This window comes from Paenibacillus sp. FSL R7-0313 (assembly GCF_037969885.1).
In the GTDB taxonomy this organism is placed as follows: domain Bacteria; phylum Bacillota; class Bacilli; order Paenibacillales; family Paenibacillaceae; genus Paenibacillus.
This window is the reverse complement of sequence record NZ_CP150219.1, coordinates 5,136,684-5,153,534: the sequence shown is the minus strand read 5'-3', so window position 1 is coordinate 5,153,534 and position 16,851 is coordinate 5,136,684. Positions and strand designations below refer to the sequence as shown.

The following is a 16,851-nucleotide window of genomic DNA, read 5'->3' as shown; positions in this document are numbered from 1 at the left end:
AAATGCGAATTAAAAAAGCAGTTATTCCGGCAGCAGGTCTCGGAACCCGTTTCCTGCCAGCAACCAAAGCACAGCCCAAAGAGATGTTACCGATTGTAGACAAACCGGCCATCCAATACATTGTTGAAGAAGCAGTACAATCAGGCATTGAGAATATCCTCATTGTGACCGGACGCAACAAAAAATCCATAGAAGACCATTTTGATAAATCGGTTGAACTTGAACATTCTTTGTATGCCAAGGGCAAACAGTCTTTACTGGAAGAGGTGCAGGCGATCAGCGAGATGGCAAATATTCATTTTATTCGTCAAAAAGAACCGCTGGGACTGGGGCATGCCATTGGGTGTGCACGGCAATTTGTAGGCGATGATGCCTTCGCTGTACTGCTCGGAGATGATATTATGGTGTCTGAACCGCCTGCACTTGCACAGATGGTCCATCTTTATGAAAAGACAGGCAATCAGATCATAGGTGTCCGTCAAGTAGACGCGGCAAATGTGAGCAAATATGGCATCATTGATTCGAATGGTGCAGAGGACCGGGTTCACCGAGTCACCAATCTGGTCGAAAAACCATCCCTTGCAGAAGCACCATCCCGGACAGCCGTAATGGGACGATACATTCTGAAACCTTCCATCTTTCCTATTCTGGATCAGATCGAGAGAGGGGCTGGAGGGGAATATCAGTTAACGGATGCCTTGAAAGAAGTGAGTCAGGTGGAGGAACTGTTGGCCCTTGAACTGCAGGGGCGCCGCTACGATATTGGTGATCAATTCGGATATATTCAGGCGATCTTGGAGATCGGACTAATGCGCAAGGAATTACAGCCCATGCTGACCCCCTATCTTCAGAAGCTTGCAACCCAGTGGGCCTAGAAATTGATATGTAGCAGAGGTTTATATCTGCTGTAGGACGGTGCCTCCTCCGTGCCATGGTTCTGTCTAGACTCCAGCATTGTACATTGCTTCCTGTAACGCTACAATGAGCAAGAAGTTTAAGTTGCTCTTTGAGGGGTGAGGAATCATGAATGAATCTATCATCAGAGACCTTATTAAGTATATGGACGTAGAGGACAACGCCGCCATTCAGTATATTCAGACTGAGCATCGGATGAAACTGGGCCTCTTTTGGGGGATACAGGAAGGCAGCCGCGTTCTGGAAATCGGGTGTGGTCAGGGAGATACAACGGCCGTACTTGCACATCTGGTGGGGGAGCACGGGTACGTTCATGGTGTAGATATTGCACCAGAGGATTATGGTGCACCGCTGACCGTAGGCGAAGCGGCAGCCAAGCTGCGGAGATCTCCGCTGGGTGATCGAATTCGAATGGATTATGATTACGACATTTTAAGTGATCAAGCCCAATTCTCCGAGAATGAGTTTGATGTGATTGTGCTATCCCATTGTTCTTGGTACCTGAAATCGTTTGACGAACTCGCCCAGATTCTTACCAAGGTTAGGACGTGGGGACATCAGTTATGTTTCGCAGAATGGGATGCACGAGTTACAGATGTGAGCCAGCTCTCACATTGGTTATCCGTTCTGATTCAGTCTCAGGTTGAATGTTACAAGGAGAACAGCTTCTCCAATGTGCGCACGCTTTTTACACCGGAGGATATCCAAGAGCTTGTGTCTGCGGCAGGCTGGACGATTAAGAACGAGACTTCAATCCACTCTCCTGAGTTGCAGGACGGTCGCTGGGAAACCGAAATGACACTGGCAGAAGCGCCTGTGGAACTGCAAATGCTTCCGATCCCGGACAAAGTGAAAACACTTCTTCTTTCCGAACTGAAATTACTTAAGACACATCATGTCTCGGGGCCTGGGAGTCCACTAGGAACGTATGCGATGGTTGCCAAAAAACAGTAAGGAAATAGCTATTTGCAGTATATTATAATAAAAACGTCTATCACGTACTTTTCACAGAAGACAGACCGCATTTAGCTGAAATTTTTCTTGTGATAATTGAATGGTTCAGCTCAGCTGGAAACATATAAATTCCATGGTCTAAAAAAATGTGTTTACTTCATCACAGTAATTTTGATATTATAATCGCAATATCAAATGCGACGAAGAGACGAGTAGATAAAAATCATTCTTTCAAAGAGAGCTCCGGCAGCTGAAAAGGAGTAAAGAACTTTTTATTGAATAAAGACTCAGAGCAGCACATCGGAACTTAGCGTTAAGGGATGGTGTGACAGGAGCTCCTGTTACAGAGCTAGAGTATGAACGGTCTACAGCTAGCAACATGGTTGTAAACCTTTACTTGAAGAGGCGGATATGGTGACATATTGGCGAATCTGGGTGGTACCACGAGAGTTCAATCTCGTCCCTGAGACTATTGTCTTGGGGATGGGATTTTTTGGTTTTTTCAGGGCTGTGACTACACGCTTTGGAATTGCCTGAATAGTGTTAATTAGGAAGTCAAATTTCATAATACGTTTTTAGTGAGTTATGAAATTGATCAAAGAGAAGAATCACTTAAACCGAAAGGAAATGATGATTGAATGTCAGCAAAATTGAAAGTTGGTATCGTCGGAGGAACGGGAATGGTGGGTCAGCGTTTTGTGGACCTGCTCGATCAACATCCATGGTTTGAAGTAACAGCTATTTCTGCAAGCGCCAATTCGGCAGGTAAAACATATGAAGAATCCGTACAAGGCAGATGGAAACTCGCAGTTCCTATTCCGGAAGCTGTGAAGAAAATCGTTGTTCAGGATGCTTCCCAGGTTGAGGCTTTTGCCAGCCAGGTTGATTTTATTTTCTGCGCGGTTGATATGAAAAAGAATGAGATTCAAGCGCTCGAAGAGGCTTATGCCAGAACAGGCACACCTGTCGTGTCCAACAACTCCGCTCACCGCTGGACAGCAGATGTACCCATGGTAATCCCTGAGATTAACCCGGGACATCTGGATGTTATTGAAGCTCAACGCAAACGTCTGGGTACAAAAACCGGATTCATTGCTGTAAAACCAAACTGCTCGATTCAGAGCTATGTGCCTGCACTGCACGCCTTGCGTGAATTCAACCCGACTCAGGTGGTGGCTTCCACGTATCAAGCAATCTCGGGAGCAGGTAAAAACTTTACGGACTGGCCAGATATGCTCGATAATGTCATTCCATACATTGGTGGCGAAGAAGAGAAGAGTGAGCAGGAACCACTCCGGATCTGGGGTAGTATCGAGAACAATCAGATCGTCAAAGCTTCTGCTCCATTAATTACAACACAATGTATTCGTGTACCGGTAACGGATGGACATCTGGCTACCGTGTTTGTAAACTTCGAGAAAAAACCAAGCAAAGACGAAATTCTGGAGCGTTGGTTGCAGTTCAAAGGTCGTCCGCAGGAACTGGCTCTGCCAAGTGCACCAAAACAGTTCATTACGTATTTTGAAGAAGAGAACAGACCGCAGACAAAACTGGATCGTGACATCGAACGCGGAATGGGTGTCTCCACAGGCCGACTGCGCGAAGACTCACTCTATGATTACAAATTCGTGGGATTGTCCCACAACACGCTCCGCGGAGCGGCAGGTGGTGCGGTTCTGATCGCAGAACTACTCAAAGCTGAAGGATATATTCAGCCGAAATAAGCATAAAGGCATCATGAGCAGTAGATTTCTGAACAGGATATTTCATGAAAAACCATCACTTGTTGATGGTTTTTTTTGTATTGTGAACAGGGACCAGAAAATGGGCAGGAATAGATTAAAGAGATTCCAGCAGAGGGTTGTAGTGGCGAAAAACGCCGACAATGTTGTCGGCGTTTTTTACTCAGGCTCATTTAGATATACATAATGTAAGAAATAGCCTATATGTTTAGAACATACGTGAGCTATATCATGTGAAGTTTAAGATACTATGCTAGTTTGCTGCTTCATAGCAGCTGCTGGGCACTGAGCCGAAACCTCGATTTCAGGAAGGCTGCGACTTTTTAAACGGGATGCAGGACAACTCCCTTCTTCGTCACGCTTGGTTTCCCAATTGACCGGGTTGGTCATATCCGGGATGCGCTGCTCCAAAATGGCCTGATATTGACGTGCTTTCTCTTCCAAATGGGCTACGCGGCTCTTGGCCTCTTCAAGCTGAATCAGCGCCGCTTCCTTATACTCCATCATAAGTGCGAATCGCTGCGAAACGGTTGAATCACCTTCGAGGCAGAGATCGACGTATGTTTTAATATTTTCAATCGGTAAACCTGTCTGCTTGAGGCATTTGACGCCATGTAGCCAATTGATGGATTCTTCATCAAACACCCGAATATTATTTTTATTACGTTGAATGCTCGGAACCAAGCCTTTATCCGTGTAAAAGCGAACAGCGTGCTCTGTGAGTCCCGTAAGCTGGGCAGCATCCTGGACAGTATACATATGTACTCCTCCTTCTAAAAAAATATTGGAGACCGCTTGACTTCGTGTAAGACGAAGGAGCTAGGGTTATTGTAACGCAAGTCGGCCGGAAGTGGAATCCTCGCTTCGTTGCTGAATTTCAGGAATACGTGACCACTTGCGATTCACAATTGAACCATAGGAGGAATTGAATATGCAAACTGTAACCTTGAACAATGGAGTGAAAATGCCGATTATTGGCTTTGGTGTCTACCAGGTTCCCGATGCTGATGAATGTGAGAACATGGTATATGAGGCGCTGAAGGCCGGTTACCGCCTAATTGATACCGCTGCCGGTTACCTAAACGAAGAAGCGGTTGGACGTGCAATTAAACGCAGTGGCATAGCGCGGGAAGAACTTTTCATCACGACCAAGCTTTGGATTCAGGATGCAGGATACGAAAGTGCCAAGCGGGCGTTTGCCAAATCGTTAAGTAAGCTGCAGCTCGATTATCTGGATATGTACCTCATTCACATGCCGTTTGGTGATTACTACGGCGCATGGCGTGCGATGGAAGAACTATACCGTGAGGGCAAGATCAGGGCTATCGGTGTCAGTAACTTCCTACCTGACCGCCTGATGGACCTCATCGTCCACAACGAAGTTGTGCCTGTCATCAATCAGATCGAAACTCATCCGTTTCAACAGCAGGTCGACAGCGGTGTTTTCATGAAAGAACAGGGGATACAGCACCAGTCATGGTCCCCGTTCGCCGAAGGTCGCAACAATTTGTTCAGCAACGAAGTCTTGGTTTCCATTGCCGAGAAACATAACAAATCCGTCGCCCAGGTTGTACTGCGCTGGCTTGTGCAGCGGGATGTTATTGTTATTCCAAAATCAGTACGCAAAGAGCGGCTTATCGAGAACTTCGATATTTTCGACTTTGTACTAAGCCCGGAAGAGATTGCAACCATTTCCACACTGGATACCAAGGAAAGTCTATTCATGAAGATTGATAATCCTGAAGTTGCCAAGATGCTGGGCAATATGAAAGTGGATTTGTAGCCAGGAACTGATTGCTAGGTTTACGAAACGTAGCAGTATCTTGGCAATAATAGTAACAATAGCAACTCAATACAAAACGCCGACTAATATGTCGGCGTTTTTAAACATTCCAATATTTTTGTTATGCTGCAGATGTCTTATCTGACTTATGCAGAAGCTGAGAGCGACGACCGAGCAGATAACCTGTCAGGGAAGCGAGCATCTGTTGAAATACCATGCCAAGCACAACCGGGACAGCAACAGGTGGCGGAAAATACGAAACAGCGAGTACTGCGCCTGCGCTGATATTGCGCATGCCTCCATTGAATACGAGAGCGACCTGATCGGCCTCGTTCCAGCCCAGCAATCGGGCGATGAAGTAACTTAGCGCATAACCGAATGATGCCAGAAAAATAATGATGACCGCAAGTCCAGCGAGCTTCCAGTTGAAATCGGCCAAGTAGGGCGCAACGACAGATCCGTTAATAGCAACAACTGATGCCATAAACAATTTGGATAACGGATTCAACCTTGGTCCCCATACCGGGACAATGGCCCCTTTGGTCCACTCATTCAGAAGCATACCCACCAGCGATGGCACAACAATCATCCAGAACAGACTGCTCATCATGGCTGCCGTATCCAATGTGACACTGGTGCCGATTAACAGGGATAACACCCCGGGCACTACAAAAGGAGCAAGCATGGTATCAATCAGGATGATGGATAGCGTAAGTGCGATATTGCCCCGATAGATACTGACCCAGATGAAGCTGCTTATTCCTGTAGGGATAACTGCTGCCAGAACCAGGCCTGTTATGGTATACGCATCTGTAGGGAAAACCAGATGACCCATACCGAGAGCAATTAGAGGCATCGCCAAATGCAAAATAAACAGACATACAAACAGGGGGAACGGCTTCTTCAGCACGTTCACAAAATCCCGTATCCCAAGACTGATACTTCCAGCGAACGTCATGAACGCAAAAAGCCAAGGGGATAAAAAGGTATAAGAAGAAAGAAAACTCCCGCATAACACGCCAACAATAATGCTGATTGGGGTAATCAGTGGCATGATGCGGTTCAAGCGTTGGTTCAAGGCTTGAAGCATAATCATGACATCCCTTTACCGTGTGATTTTACTATTATACATGTTAATAACGTTGGCTGCAGACCCATTTGCAAAGAAGCAGTCTTAACAGGTATCATGGACTTGGAACAAGGATTCCGATTAGGAGAAGGGGAGATGATCATGTTCATAAGAAAAAGAAAGCACACGTTAATGATGACAGGCCTTATTGCATCAAGTATTCTGCTGATTTCAGCCTGTTCTGTCGTGGAACAAGCCAATCAAAGTCTAAATTATGTGAGTGGGGCTACTGATTATATAGAACAGGTATCAAACGCCGGGGCTGATCTGCAAGAGCTCGCATCGAGTGCGGTGAATAATCCGGAGATTACAACGCAGATTCAGGAGAAAATCGATCTGATCCAAGCAGAAGCAAGTGAATTTTCTCAGTTGACTGCTCCTGCAATAGGAGAGAGCATTCATGAGAATCTGGTTAGTTACAATACTCAATTAACGGAAGTCGTGGGCAATTTCGAGAATACAATTGCAGAGCAAGGTTTTACGGCAGAAAATTGGGAGAAGACAGGTATTCCTGAACTGATCACGAACATCAATAATTTGAAAGATCCGCTAAGCGGACTTCAGGGTGAATAAGTTGAATTGATCTTAGCACCTTAAGACAACACAGTTTGAAATTCTCATATTTTATAAGGGCGAGATATCGGAATGATTGAATTACCGCTATGCTCGCTTTTTTATTTTCCGAAAACTCATGCATATTTAATATCACAGGAGCTAGACTATATCATGTAAATAGGAGATGTATATGACATTTATCTCATATTTATGTGAAGATGATCTATGGTTTGACAAGGTTGGGACAGAGGCGTATGATAAGTATATAAGTTAATAAAATATAGTTACTTACTATAAGTTATGAAATGTACCTAAATATATTTTGCCAAAGGAGAGCTGAGTCATGACGGAGCACAATGGAAAAGTGATCATTATTACAGGTGGAGCAAGTGGTATTGGTAAAGAGACAGCACTTCAACTTTCGGATCAAGGTGCGACTATTGTTGTCGCTGACTATAATGAAGACGGAGCCAAGAAGCTTGCGGCAGAGATTGAAGCAGCAGGCGGAACAGCGGGCGCGTACAAAGTGGATGTATCCAAAGGGGACGAGATCAAAGCCCTGATCGACTGGACCGTAGAGCAATATGGTACGTTAAGCGGTATTTTCAATAACGCAGGTATTGGACTTGTGAAGCCATTTCTGGAGATGGACCCGGAATCCTATCACAGAGTCATTGATGTAGACCAGCACAGTGTATATTATGGCATGTATTATGGCGCGAAAAAAATGGTTGAATTGAATGTACAAGGTACCATTGTAAATACAGCTTCGATCTATGGAAGTGTTGCCGCAGTAGGCAGCTTCAACTACAATGCAGCCAAGGCTGCTGTTGTTATGATGTCCAAATCCGGTGCATTGGAACTTGCAGAACATGGAATTCGTGTAATTGGTGTGGCACCTGGCTTTATCGAAACACCGATTCTGGGTGATGACCAAGCCATGAAAGATGCACTTGCTACTCAACATATGCGTGGAGAGCTCATTCAACCCGAAAAAGTAGCCAGTGTGGTTACATTTCTGTTCAGTGATGCAGCAAGTGCAGTGAACGGGACAACCGTAGCTGTAGATGATGGATTCCTTAGCTTCAAAACCAAATAAAATAAAGTAAGTAACCCTTTTAATCTAAGGGAACTCATCTCAAAAAAAAGAAAAACAGAAAAAAACGGTGCAGAACGATTTATTCGTTTTGCACCGTTTTTGTATTTTCATTATAAAGTAATTGTGGCATATAAGACGGAAATAAGTTTGTCGAATCATCCCGAAATTTCAGAGATCGTGATACAATTAACAAGGTTATAGCTTTTTATCATTTTGTGGTGTCATAGACAATTCGAACGCCGAGAGAGCCATAACTCTCTTCTTTGTAATGACATTGAGAACAAGTTTTGGTCGAGCACAACGCATCGTTATGAACTTGTAATTTTTCGTTGCACTGTGGACATTTATTTTCAAAAAGAGTCTTCAACACGTTAAACATGCTTAATCACTCATTTCGGATTAATTTACTTGGTTTTCATTATAACGGATTATATTCACCTTGTATAGCACTTTTGAGTGGTATCGAGATGAGATTTATATTGCACGAAAGGAAGCGCATAACCGATGGATCTTCTGCTTTTTATCATCATGTTTATACTGGGTCTGGTCGGTTCATTCTTCTCCGGTTTGTTGGGTATTGGTGGGGCCATTATCAATTATCCGCTACTGTTATATGTTCCATCCTGGATGGGACTGGAGCCATTCTCAGCACATCAGGTATCTTCGATTAGTATGTTTCAAGTGTTTTTCGCTTCACTTGCCGGTGTGATTGCATTCCGCAGAAAAGTAAAAACGGGTAGAAGTGGTGGGGCGATCGTTCACCGCGGATTGGTGCTGTACATGGGCTCCAGCATTCTTGCTGGCAGTCTGATCGGTGGGTTCATATCAGGTCATCTGGACGGAAGAGTTATTAATCTGATCTATGGCATTCTGGCGATCATAGCAATTGTTCTCATGCTGATTCCCGGAAAGGGAAAGCTTGATACCTCAGCTCCTTTGGTGTTTAACCGATGGATTGCAGCAGGCACTGCTTTTGCAGTAGGCATTGTATCAGGAATTGTTGGTGCGGGTGGTGCCTTTATCCTTATTCCCATCATGCTGACAATTCTCAACATCCCCGTACGAACAACGATTGCTTCTTCACTGGCGATTGTATTTATCTCCGCCATTGGCGGCGTTATAGGGAAAATTACGGGTGGAGACATTCCGCTAGAACCCATTATATACACGGTGATCGGAAGTCTGCTAGGCGCATCCCTTGGTTCACGGGTTAGTTCGATGATCAATGTGAGGGTACTTCGATATGCATTAATCGTACTTATCGCCATCACAGCGGTTAAAGTCTGGTCATCCATTCTGTAAAATCACGTATATGGGAATGAACAATGACGATTTCGTAACCAAACGGTTGAATCGCCGTATATAGGTTATGAACATGAGCTGAAGCGTTGGATACACGATCAAATGAGTTCAGTTTTCGTCCATGGAGCACCTCATCTCCTTTCATGGATACATGTTTAACATTAATAGAAGTTGAGGTATCCACCCTATGAATAACGTACTTACAGAACAGGCTGATGCAGGATATCGGCTAGCTGAGCAGAAAGCATCTCAGTATTTTACTTCTCTTAGGCAGCAACTTATGGAAAATACGTATACAACAGCACTTACCCAAGATATTCATGTATGGCAAAAGAAACATATTCATCGTTTTGCCTGGCTTTCTCTTTTATCACCTAGCAAAAGAAAACCGGATCCCCGGGATGTTCATAGATATATCCACTGGATGAATACTACTGGTAAGCTGGATGATTACCTGGATCGGAGTATCTCCTATATTTATATGCGAGATCTGGGGCAAGCCCTCAATTCTCCAGATACGCAGGCCCGGATTCAGCACGTTGTTCAGAATACCAAAAAATACTTTATGGGCTCTGCCGCTGGGCGCAAAGGACAGCCTGATTATATCAGTCTGGCTGCGTTGTACCGGTGGGGACAGAAAGAGCACATTGAAACGGCTGTCATCTGGGTAATGAACAAATTAAAAAACGTATCATCCAACATCCCGAAGGAGCTGGATGCAGAGCAGGCGCAGCGGAAGCTCATCAAGATCATTCTCGGCGTGGTCCTTCATGTGGACGATGAGATGAACGAGCAGACACCACCTGAAGAGCGTGCGCGGAGGTTTGATGCGGCGATCAGACTTGGTTATTCGTATGGTTTGACGTATCCATTTGTGGATGACCTGCTGGATTCTCAAGCTTTGACTGTTCAGGAAAAAGAACAATATTCCCTGATGATACGCGATGCACTTCTTACAGGGGTTGTACCTGATCTGGGGGAGTGGAAAGGCTGCAATCTTGAAGTGATTGAATATGTACATTCCGAACTTCGGGAAGCATTTGAGTACATCAAGAACTACCAGCATCCAGAGAAACAGCGGACGTTCTTAGAGCAATCCTATGTCTTTTTTCAGTCGCAGGAGATTGATCGCAGCAAGAAATTAGCCAATGCGAATTATACCAATGAAGAACTGTACATTCCGATTATTATTAAATCTTCCTCTTCCCGATTAATCGTCCGGTCTGTACTCAGTGCGCCAGTGGATGAAGGATTCGATCTGCGGACGTTTTATTACGGGATCTATAATCAGCTGGCCGATGATTTTGCCGATATGTTTGACGATATGGAAGAAGGGGCAGTAACTCCGTATACGTACTATTTGAAGTACCGAGATCTGCGCCCTGATCTGATTAATCCATATGAATTGTACTGGGCAGTCATCTCTTACCTAATCCATGATGTATACAACTCCGACGCCAAAACCCGTGAGGTCATACTGGATCGTGCTATAAACGGTCTAAAGCGTTGTAAAGAACGGTTGGGGCAGCAGAAATATGATGAAGTGATGACAATCTTTGCCTCTGGGCAGCCCGAATTCAACCAACTGGTTCAACAGATGGTGCGAAAAGCAGATGACGTTGATTTCCTCGATAAATTGTTACGGGATCAGGTTGTGCTTCAATTGAAAAATGACAAGCAGGAGAAAGAGGAGTTCAAGCAGACCATTCGAACGGTTCGCGAACAGATTAATGTGGAGTTGCAGATTGCGAAACCAAATGGACTACATGAGATGAAAGAAACATTGATCGATGCAGCCAATTACAGTTTGCAGGGAGATGGAAAGAGGTTACGCCCCATATTAACTTGGGTTATGGGTGTGCGCGAGTATGGTCTACCTGAAACTTCTATCGTTCCGCTGCTAAGATCACTGGAGTACATGCATACCGCTTCCCTGATCTTTGATGATCTGCCTACGCAGGATAATGCTTCGACAAGGCGTGGACGTTCCACGCTGCATCAGGTACACAATAGCGCCACAGCAGAGCTTACTGGTCTGTTTCTCATTCAGAAGGCGATAGGAGAGCAATCCTCGTTGAATCGCTTTGATGCGGCAACTGTGCTCACGCTCATTCAATATTCGGCTGAAAAAGCAGAGGATATGTGTATGGGGCAGGCAATGGATCTGAACTCCAAAGGCAAGGAATTAACACTTGAACAGTTGAATATGATCTGTTTTTACAAAACAGGCATTGCCTTCGAAGCTGCACTGGTCATGCCAGCCATACTTGCCCAAGTGAAGGAATCGGAGATGGCTATGCTGAAAAAGTTCGCTTATCATGCGGGGATCGCCTTCCAGATCAAGGACGACTTGCTGGATTTCGAGGGAAATCATCTCATTCTTGGGAAACCTGCAGGTCAGGATGAGCGGAACAATAATTCAACCTTTGTGTCCATTCTTGGTGATGAAGGCGCGAAGAAAGCGATGTGGGAGCATTATTGTCTTGCTACAGATGCATTGAACGAGATGCCGAAACCTATTCCATTTTTGAGACATCTATTGGATTATCTTGTTGGTCGTGAGCGCTAAACTATTTTTCTCACCATTCCTTACTGCATGTGACTTATAATGATATATAACGACAAAGGTCGGGACTCCAGAGTAGTGGATCCCAGGCCTTTTTTGACTTTATAGACACAATTCTCTTAAAAAGATTTGTTTCAAAAGTTGGATTTCTGGGTATTAAGCAGGTACTGTTGTTTTAAAACTGACTAATTCTTATAGAACATCTTATATCAGGAAAAACGTTAGATTTCGACAATCTTTACATGAAGTTTATATGCCAAAAGGAGAGCTTATAATGCAGGTTCAAAAGGTCGATCATCATGAATTGTTCGAGCAGATCTATAACCAAGCCCCTATTGGAATTGCACTCGTTGCTCCAACAGGACAATGGATGAAAGTGAACCCTGCTTTTTGCTGTATGCTAGGTTATACAAGTGTTGAATTAATGGATCTCACATATCAGGATATTACACATCCGGATGATTCACCACAAGATATGATCTGTAGTTACGAGCTATGTGAAGGTACATCAAAAGAAAATCAATACGAGAAACGTTACATCAATAAAAATGGTGACATCTTATGGTGTTCAATACATGTTTCCTTGGTTCGAAGCGAATTTAACGATGAACCTCTTTATTTCATTTGCCATATTGTTGATATTTCCTATCGTAAACTGTCTGAACAAAAACTTCTACATAGTGAAGAAGTGTTCAAACTTATTACGGACCATGCTCAGGAGATCATTTATATTGCTGATTTAGAGGGCGTTTGTCGGTTCTGCTCACCGTCAGTCCAACAAATATTGGGTTATTCCCCGGAAGAAGTCATCGGCCGAAACAATAATGCTTCCTTTCACCCACAAGATCTGGAACGGATCTCACAGATGGATTTGACTAAAGGTAATCTGTTGAATATTAGAGTCCGCCACAAAGATGGGCATTATCTTTGGTTTGAAACCACATACAAGGTCTTTGGTGATGCGGAGCATGAACAACAGATTCTTACGATTGGACGAGATATATCAGAGCGAAAAAAACAAGAGGATATCAGTGCTGAGGCTGAACGGATTGCCTTCATTGGTAGTTGGGAATGGGATATGGTCAAAGACCATATTACATTTTCAGATCAGATCTTTGAGATTTTTGAACTTGAACGCACCTGCAAACCATATCGTATAAGTGATGTTTTTGATGTTATGAATTCCGAAGATATAGCCTCTATACAAAAACATATTACAGGGGTAAAACAGGGTGAACCGCTTGATTTTGAATACAAACACATCAGTTCTGATGGAAATGAGAAGTATCTTCACTTGCGCGGATTGATTACACTCGATGAGAATCGTCAGCCAATCCAGCTAAACGGAACACTACAGGATATCACTGAACGAAAACGCATCGAATTTAAATTGCAGGAATCTGTGGAGCGATACACTTCGCTTAAGAAATACAATCATGACGCCATTATCTCGTTTAACATGGATGGTAATATTATGAATGCAAATCCAGTAGCGGTGAAAATGACGGGCTGTCCCGTGGCTGAAATGATCGACACAAGTATAAGCAGATTTATCGGAGCCAGTAATCTGGGTCTGATTCTGGGCAGTAATTATGAGATGGCTGAAAAGGAGATCAACGCTGTTCGGCACACGGATGGATCTGAGACAGAAGTCTTGGCTACGCTTGCTCCAATTATTGTTAACCAATCCAATGTCGGGTTTTACCTGATTGCGAAGGATATTACGGAGCAGAAAAAACTACTTGTAGCCAAAGAAACGGCGGAGAGAATGAATAAGGCCAAAAGTGAATTTTTGGCGATGATGAGTCATGAAATCCGCACACCCATGAACGGTGTAATTGGGATGACCGATTTGCTCCTGGATACCCCTGGACTTAGCGGGGAACAAAAGGAATATATCGAAATCATCCAGAAGAGTGGAGATTCCTTGCTTGCCATCATTAATGATATTCTTGATTTTTCCAAAATCGAATCAGGCAAAACTGATCTGGTTGAAGATCCTTTTGATCTCGTAGAGATCGTGACCGAGACAGTGCAAATTGTAAAACCACTGGCTCGTGAAAAAAAGCTGGATGTTCGTATGTGCATAGAAGATGCTATTCCAACTCCGGTGTATGGTGATGCTTATCGACTTAAACAGGTACTTACCAATATCATCGGCAACGCGGTCAAATTCACTTTAGAAGGCGGCGTGGAAGTTAAAGTGGGAGTTAAGGAGCAGTGCAGCAATAACGTGCAGCTTTATTTTCAGGTAAAGGATTCGGGCATTGGCATTCCGGCTCAGAGGAAACAACAATTATTTGAACCTTTCTACCAACTGGACAATTTTATGACCCGCAAACCCCAAGGGACCGGTCTTGGCCTTGCCATTAGCAAGAAACTGGTGGAGCTTATGCAGGGCGAGATCTGGATTGAGGAATCGGATGAACCGGGTACAATATTTATATTTACCGCCCGATTTAAATTAAATAACGGTGAAGAAAACAACAGGTTGGATCAACAGCAGAAGAAGAGCAGAACATCAGCCTTGCGAATTTTAATCGCAGAAGACAATGAGGTGAATCAGCTCGTCCTTAGCAGAATCGTTGAGAAAAAAGGGCACTTTGTGGATCATGTGGCAGACGGTGTTGAGGCAGTCGAAGCGGTCAAACACAATTCGTATGATATTGTCTTCATGGATGTGCATATGCCAAGACTGAATGGCTTCGAAGCGACAAAAGTGATTAAAAATTCTTTGCACCCCGAGAGTTGTCCATACATTATTGCGGTAACTGCAAATGCGTTAAGAGGAGACATGGATAAATGTTTGAAGGCAGGCATGGATGCGTATGTCAGCAAACCGATTAAAATTGAGTCCATTATGCAAGTGTTGGAGACCTATTACATCAAAAATAATCTCTAAATATTAATCTCTGATTGCACTAAAAATGGATCGGCAATAGAGCCGCTAGCTTATCGTCAATAGGCTACCGGCTTTTTTGCTGTTCCATTACGTGGTCCACTCCTGTATGCCGCAGATGCGACTGTGCACAAATCCCTAAGGATTTTTGATCCATAATTTCGAGATGTCCATATATCCGAATTCCGCTGTCTGCATACCGAAGATGCTCTGATCCAGTTCAGCCTGCTTGTTCATGTGACAGCCATGCAAGATCCAGCAGTGATCACGTAGCAAGGCTTCAGCTTCATCCAGGAGCGCAGTACGTTCTGCCCGATGAAGCTTAGCGAAATGATCCAGTTTGTCATCCAGTAGAGACTGGAATGCAGGAGACATACACATATGAAAATGGTTGGACAGGTTTTTGAAAAAATGAATCATGCCGTACTGCCAATCTTCCTCCAGTATCTCTTCAGCGAGGATCAATTGTGCGTTCGTGGTTTCCTCTGAGTTGAAATAATCCACAACGGCTTGCATGCTGATGTTCAGACCGATGGACGCTGCACGGCACTGAAACCACTCTGCAACATCTGTATCCTTATTATGCTTATACGATAATGTTACCGTCTCACCCTGGTACCCACAGTTATGCAGCAGTTCAAGAGCATGCTCAAGAGAGGCAGCGGACCAGTCTTGGGCTGCACTTCTCCAGGGCAGAAAGCTGCTGGCTGGTGTGATCCGATTCCCACCGAGATCTCGGACAAGCGCGACCGAATCATAGACGATACGCAGAGCATGTCGAAATAGGGGATGATGATGGATGCCTTCCTTGTGAAAATTGAACAGCATATACTGACAACCAAGCGCCGGGTAATTGATACTGTTCGTCTGATCACAGCCTGTTGTGACACTCAATCGATCTGTACCCGGTAGCTCATAATAGCGATCATTCGGACTCAGGTCAGGCACAAACCAGAAATGGACTTGATCCAGATGTGGCCTGATTCCGTAGTACGCATCAAAAGCGGTAAGCTCCAGCACATCTTCATTCAGCTCAGAGATCTGAAAAGGACCGGTACCAATTAAGGTATTGGCTACATTGTAATCGTAGGGCAGGATCGTCATCCGAATACAACTGAACAGATGCAAGAAGAACCGATTAGGACGATGTAGAACAAACTTGATGCAGTAATCACCAGCTACTTCCGCACGTTCAATATCCCGATACAACCAGATGGACGGACTATGCACATCAATCAATCGTTGTAACGTCGCTTGAACATCCCGGGACGTCATGACACGTCCGTTGTGGAAACGTACACCTTTTCGGAGATAGAAGGTCCATAGGCGATGATCCTCGCTGCACTCCCACATGTGAGCCAGTGCTGGCAGGAAAGATTCTGTCTTGGCATCATAAGTGATTAATGTATTACAGACCTGGCTCAGCAGATAGGTTTCAAATGCAGTATAAACAAAGGCCGGGTCCAGATCACCTAACTGGCGTGACCTCATGATGCGCAAGATATCCTGACCTGAGGAAGTTTCATCGTGGCTGTGAAATCCCATCTGTTGATGGAGGGAGAGCATGAGCTGTTCTCGCAGTGAATCATGCATCTGAACGTTTCCGATGAGTTCAATGGCGTCTTTCATTTTGCCTTTACCCAAAAGTTCGGTAAAACTCGCTTCCAGCGCCTCATTCATGCTGCGCAGCATCGTTAGCTTCGAATGATGTCCACGACCACGTCCCGGTTGCCAATGGATGAAGCCCAGTTCTTCCAATTTTCTGAGAATGAATTTCACATTACGAGGGGTGCAGCACAGGGCAGCGGACAAGCTATCAATGGTTACAGCTACAGGTTCATGGAGCTTGAATGAAAGCTGTTCGGCCCCGGCGAGCCTTATAAAGTGTGTATGTAGGGTATCCATGG

Annotated in this window: 12 protein-coding genes and 1 other annotated feature; of the genes, 9 read left to right on the top strand and 3 right to left on the bottom strand. The window is 44.4% G+C overall.

Annotated features, from left to right (window positions below):
• Window positions 1–2 precede the first annotated feature (2 nt).
• The 3 genes from galU (at window position 3) to asd (ending at window position 3,593) form a co-directional block, all read left to right on the top strand.
• On the top strand, window positions 3–875 hold the full coding sequence (gene galU, locus NSQ38_RS22310) for a UTP--glucose-1-phosphate uridylyltransferase GalU (RefSeq protein WP_036608409.1): 873 nt from the start codon (window positions 3–5) through the stop codon (window positions 873–875).
• Between the two features lie 148 nt (window positions 876–1,023).
• Window positions 1,024–1,869 carry a class I SAM-dependent methyltransferase gene (locus tag NSQ38_RS22305; RefSeq protein ID WP_339784092.1) on the top strand — a complete coding sequence of 282 codons (846 nt, stop codon included), beginning with the start codon at window positions 1,024–1,026 and terminating at the stop codon, window positions 1,867–1,869.
• A 191-nt stretch (window positions 1,870–2,060) separates the two neighbouring features.
• Window positions 2,061–2,337 (top strand) — a binding site (T-box leader).
• Between the two features lie 170 nt (window positions 2,338–2,507).
• Window positions 2,508–3,593 (top strand): aspartate-semialdehyde dehydrogenase, encoded by a 1,086-nt coding sequence (gene asd, locus NSQ38_RS22300; protein WP_100528950.1) that lies wholly within the window; start codon window positions 2,508–2,510, stop codon window positions 3,591–3,593.
• 258 nt (window positions 3,594–3,851) lie between these two features.
• Here the strand turns inward: asd and NSQ38_RS22295 are convergent, their stop codons facing one another.
• Entirely contained in the window at window positions 3,852–4,370 is a 519-nt protein-coding gene (locus tag NSQ38_RS22295) for a MerR family transcriptional regulator (protein WP_339784091.1), read from the bottom strand.
• Between the two features lie 172 nt (window positions 4,371–4,542).
• On the opposite strand from NSQ38_RS22295, the gene NSQ38_RS22290 reads away from it, so the two are divergent.
• The gene (locus NSQ38_RS22290) at window positions 4,543–5,394 is read left to right on the top strand and encodes an aldo/keto reductase (protein WP_339784090.1); all 852 of its coding nucleotides are present in this window, start codon (window positions 4,543–4,545) and stop codon (window positions 5,392–5,394) included.
• 121 nt (window positions 5,395–5,515) lie between these two features.
• On the opposite strand, the gene NSQ38_RS22285 is transcribed toward NSQ38_RS22290, so the two are convergent.
• Window positions 5,516–6,484, bottom strand: a complete 969-nt coding sequence (locus tag NSQ38_RS22285; RefSeq protein WP_339790645.1) for a bile acid:sodium symporter family protein — start codon at window positions 6,482–6,484, stop codon at window positions 5,516–5,518.
• Window positions 6,485–6,625: 141 nt separating this feature from the next.
• Here NSQ38_RS22285 and NSQ38_RS22280 point away from each other — a divergent pair, with 141 nt between their 5' ends.
• From NSQ38_RS22280 to NSQ38_RS22260, 5 genes are all read left to right on the top strand, one after another.
• Window positions 6,626–7,096, top strand: coding sequence for a DUF6376 family protein (locus tag NSQ38_RS22280; RefSeq protein ID WP_162158960.1), 471 nt, complete (start codon window positions 6,626–6,628; stop codon window positions 7,094–7,096).
• A gap of 325 nt (window positions 7,097–7,421) precedes the next feature.
• Complete coding sequence (locus tag NSQ38_RS22275; protein ID WP_036608394.1) at window positions 7,422–8,177, top strand: SDR family NAD(P)-dependent oxidoreductase; 756 nt, start codon at window positions 7,422–7,424, stop codon at window positions 8,175–8,177.
• Window positions 8,178–8,681: 504 nt separating this feature from the next.
• Window positions 8,682–9,479, top strand: coding sequence for a sulfite exporter TauE/SafE family protein (locus tag NSQ38_RS22270; protein WP_339784089.1), 798 nt, complete (start codon window positions 8,682–8,684; stop codon window positions 9,477–9,479).
• Window positions 9,480–9,666: 187 nt separating this feature from the next.
• Window positions 9,667–12,048 carry a polyprenyl synthetase family protein gene (locus NSQ38_RS22265; protein WP_339784088.1) on the top strand — a complete coding sequence of 794 codons (2,382 nt, stop codon included), beginning with the start codon at window positions 9,667–9,669 and terminating at the stop codon, window positions 12,046–12,048.
• Between the two features lie 271 nt (window positions 12,049–12,319).
• On the top strand, window positions 12,320–14,947 hold the full coding sequence (locus NSQ38_RS22260) for a PAS domain S-box protein (RefSeq protein WP_339784087.1): 2,628 nt from the start codon (window positions 12,320–12,322) through the stop codon (window positions 14,945–14,947).
• Window positions 14,948–15,082: 135 nt separating this feature from the next.
• Here the strand turns inward: NSQ38_RS22260 and NSQ38_RS22255 are convergent, their stop codons facing one another.
• The gene (locus NSQ38_RS22255; protein ID WP_339784086.1) at window positions 15,083–16,849 is read right to left on the bottom strand and encodes an ABC transporter substrate-binding protein; all 1,767 of its coding nucleotides are present in this window, start codon (window positions 16,847–16,849) and stop codon (window positions 15,083–15,085) included.
• Between the last annotated feature and the right edge of the window lie 2 nt (window positions 16,850–16,851).

Excerpts from the sequence above, each read along its gene's own strand:
- galU (WP_036608409.1), top strand. The coding sequence starts at position 3 with ATGCGAATTAAAAAAGCAGTTATTCCGGCAGCAGGTCTCGGAACCCGT.
- NSQ38_RS22305 (WP_339784092.1), top strand. The coding sequence starts at position 1,024 with ATGAATGAATCTATCATCAGAGACCTTATTAAGTATATGGACGTAGAG.
- asd (WP_100528950.1), top strand. The coding sequence starts at position 2,508 with ATGTCAGCAAAATTGAAAGTTGGTATCGTCGGAGGAACGGGAATGGTG.
- NSQ38_RS22295 (WP_339784091.1), bottom strand. The coding sequence starts at position 4,370 with ATGTATACTGTCCAGGATGCTGCCCAGCTTACGGGACTCACAGAGCAC.
- NSQ38_RS22290 (WP_339784090.1), top strand. The coding sequence starts at position 4,543 with ATGCAAACTGTAACCTTGAACAATGGAGTGAAAATGCCGATTATTGGC.
- NSQ38_RS22285 (WP_339790645.1), bottom strand. The coding sequence starts at position 6,484 with ATGCTTCAAGCCTTGAACCAACGCTTGAACCGCATCATGCCACTGATT.
- NSQ38_RS22280 (WP_162158960.1), top strand. The coding sequence starts at position 6,626 with ATGTTCATAAGAAAAAGAAAGCACACGTTAATGATGACAGGCCTTATT.
- NSQ38_RS22275 (WP_036608394.1), top strand. The coding sequence starts at position 7,422 with ATGACGGAGCACAATGGAAAAGTGATCATTATTACAGGTGGAGCAAGT.
- NSQ38_RS22270 (WP_339784089.1), top strand. The coding sequence starts at position 8,682 with ATGGATCTTCTGCTTTTTATCATCATGTTTATACTGGGTCTGGTCGGT.
- NSQ38_RS22265 (WP_339784088.1), top strand. The coding sequence starts at position 9,667 with ATGAATAACGTACTTACAGAACAGGCTGATGCAGGATATCGGCTAGCT.
- NSQ38_RS22260 (WP_339784087.1), top strand. The coding sequence starts at position 12,320 with ATGCAGGTTCAAAAGGTCGATCATCATGAATTGTTCGAGCAGATCTAT.
- NSQ38_RS22255 (WP_339784086.1), bottom strand. The coding sequence starts at position 16,849 with ATGGATACCCTACATACACACTTTATAAGGCTCGCCGGGGCCGAACAG.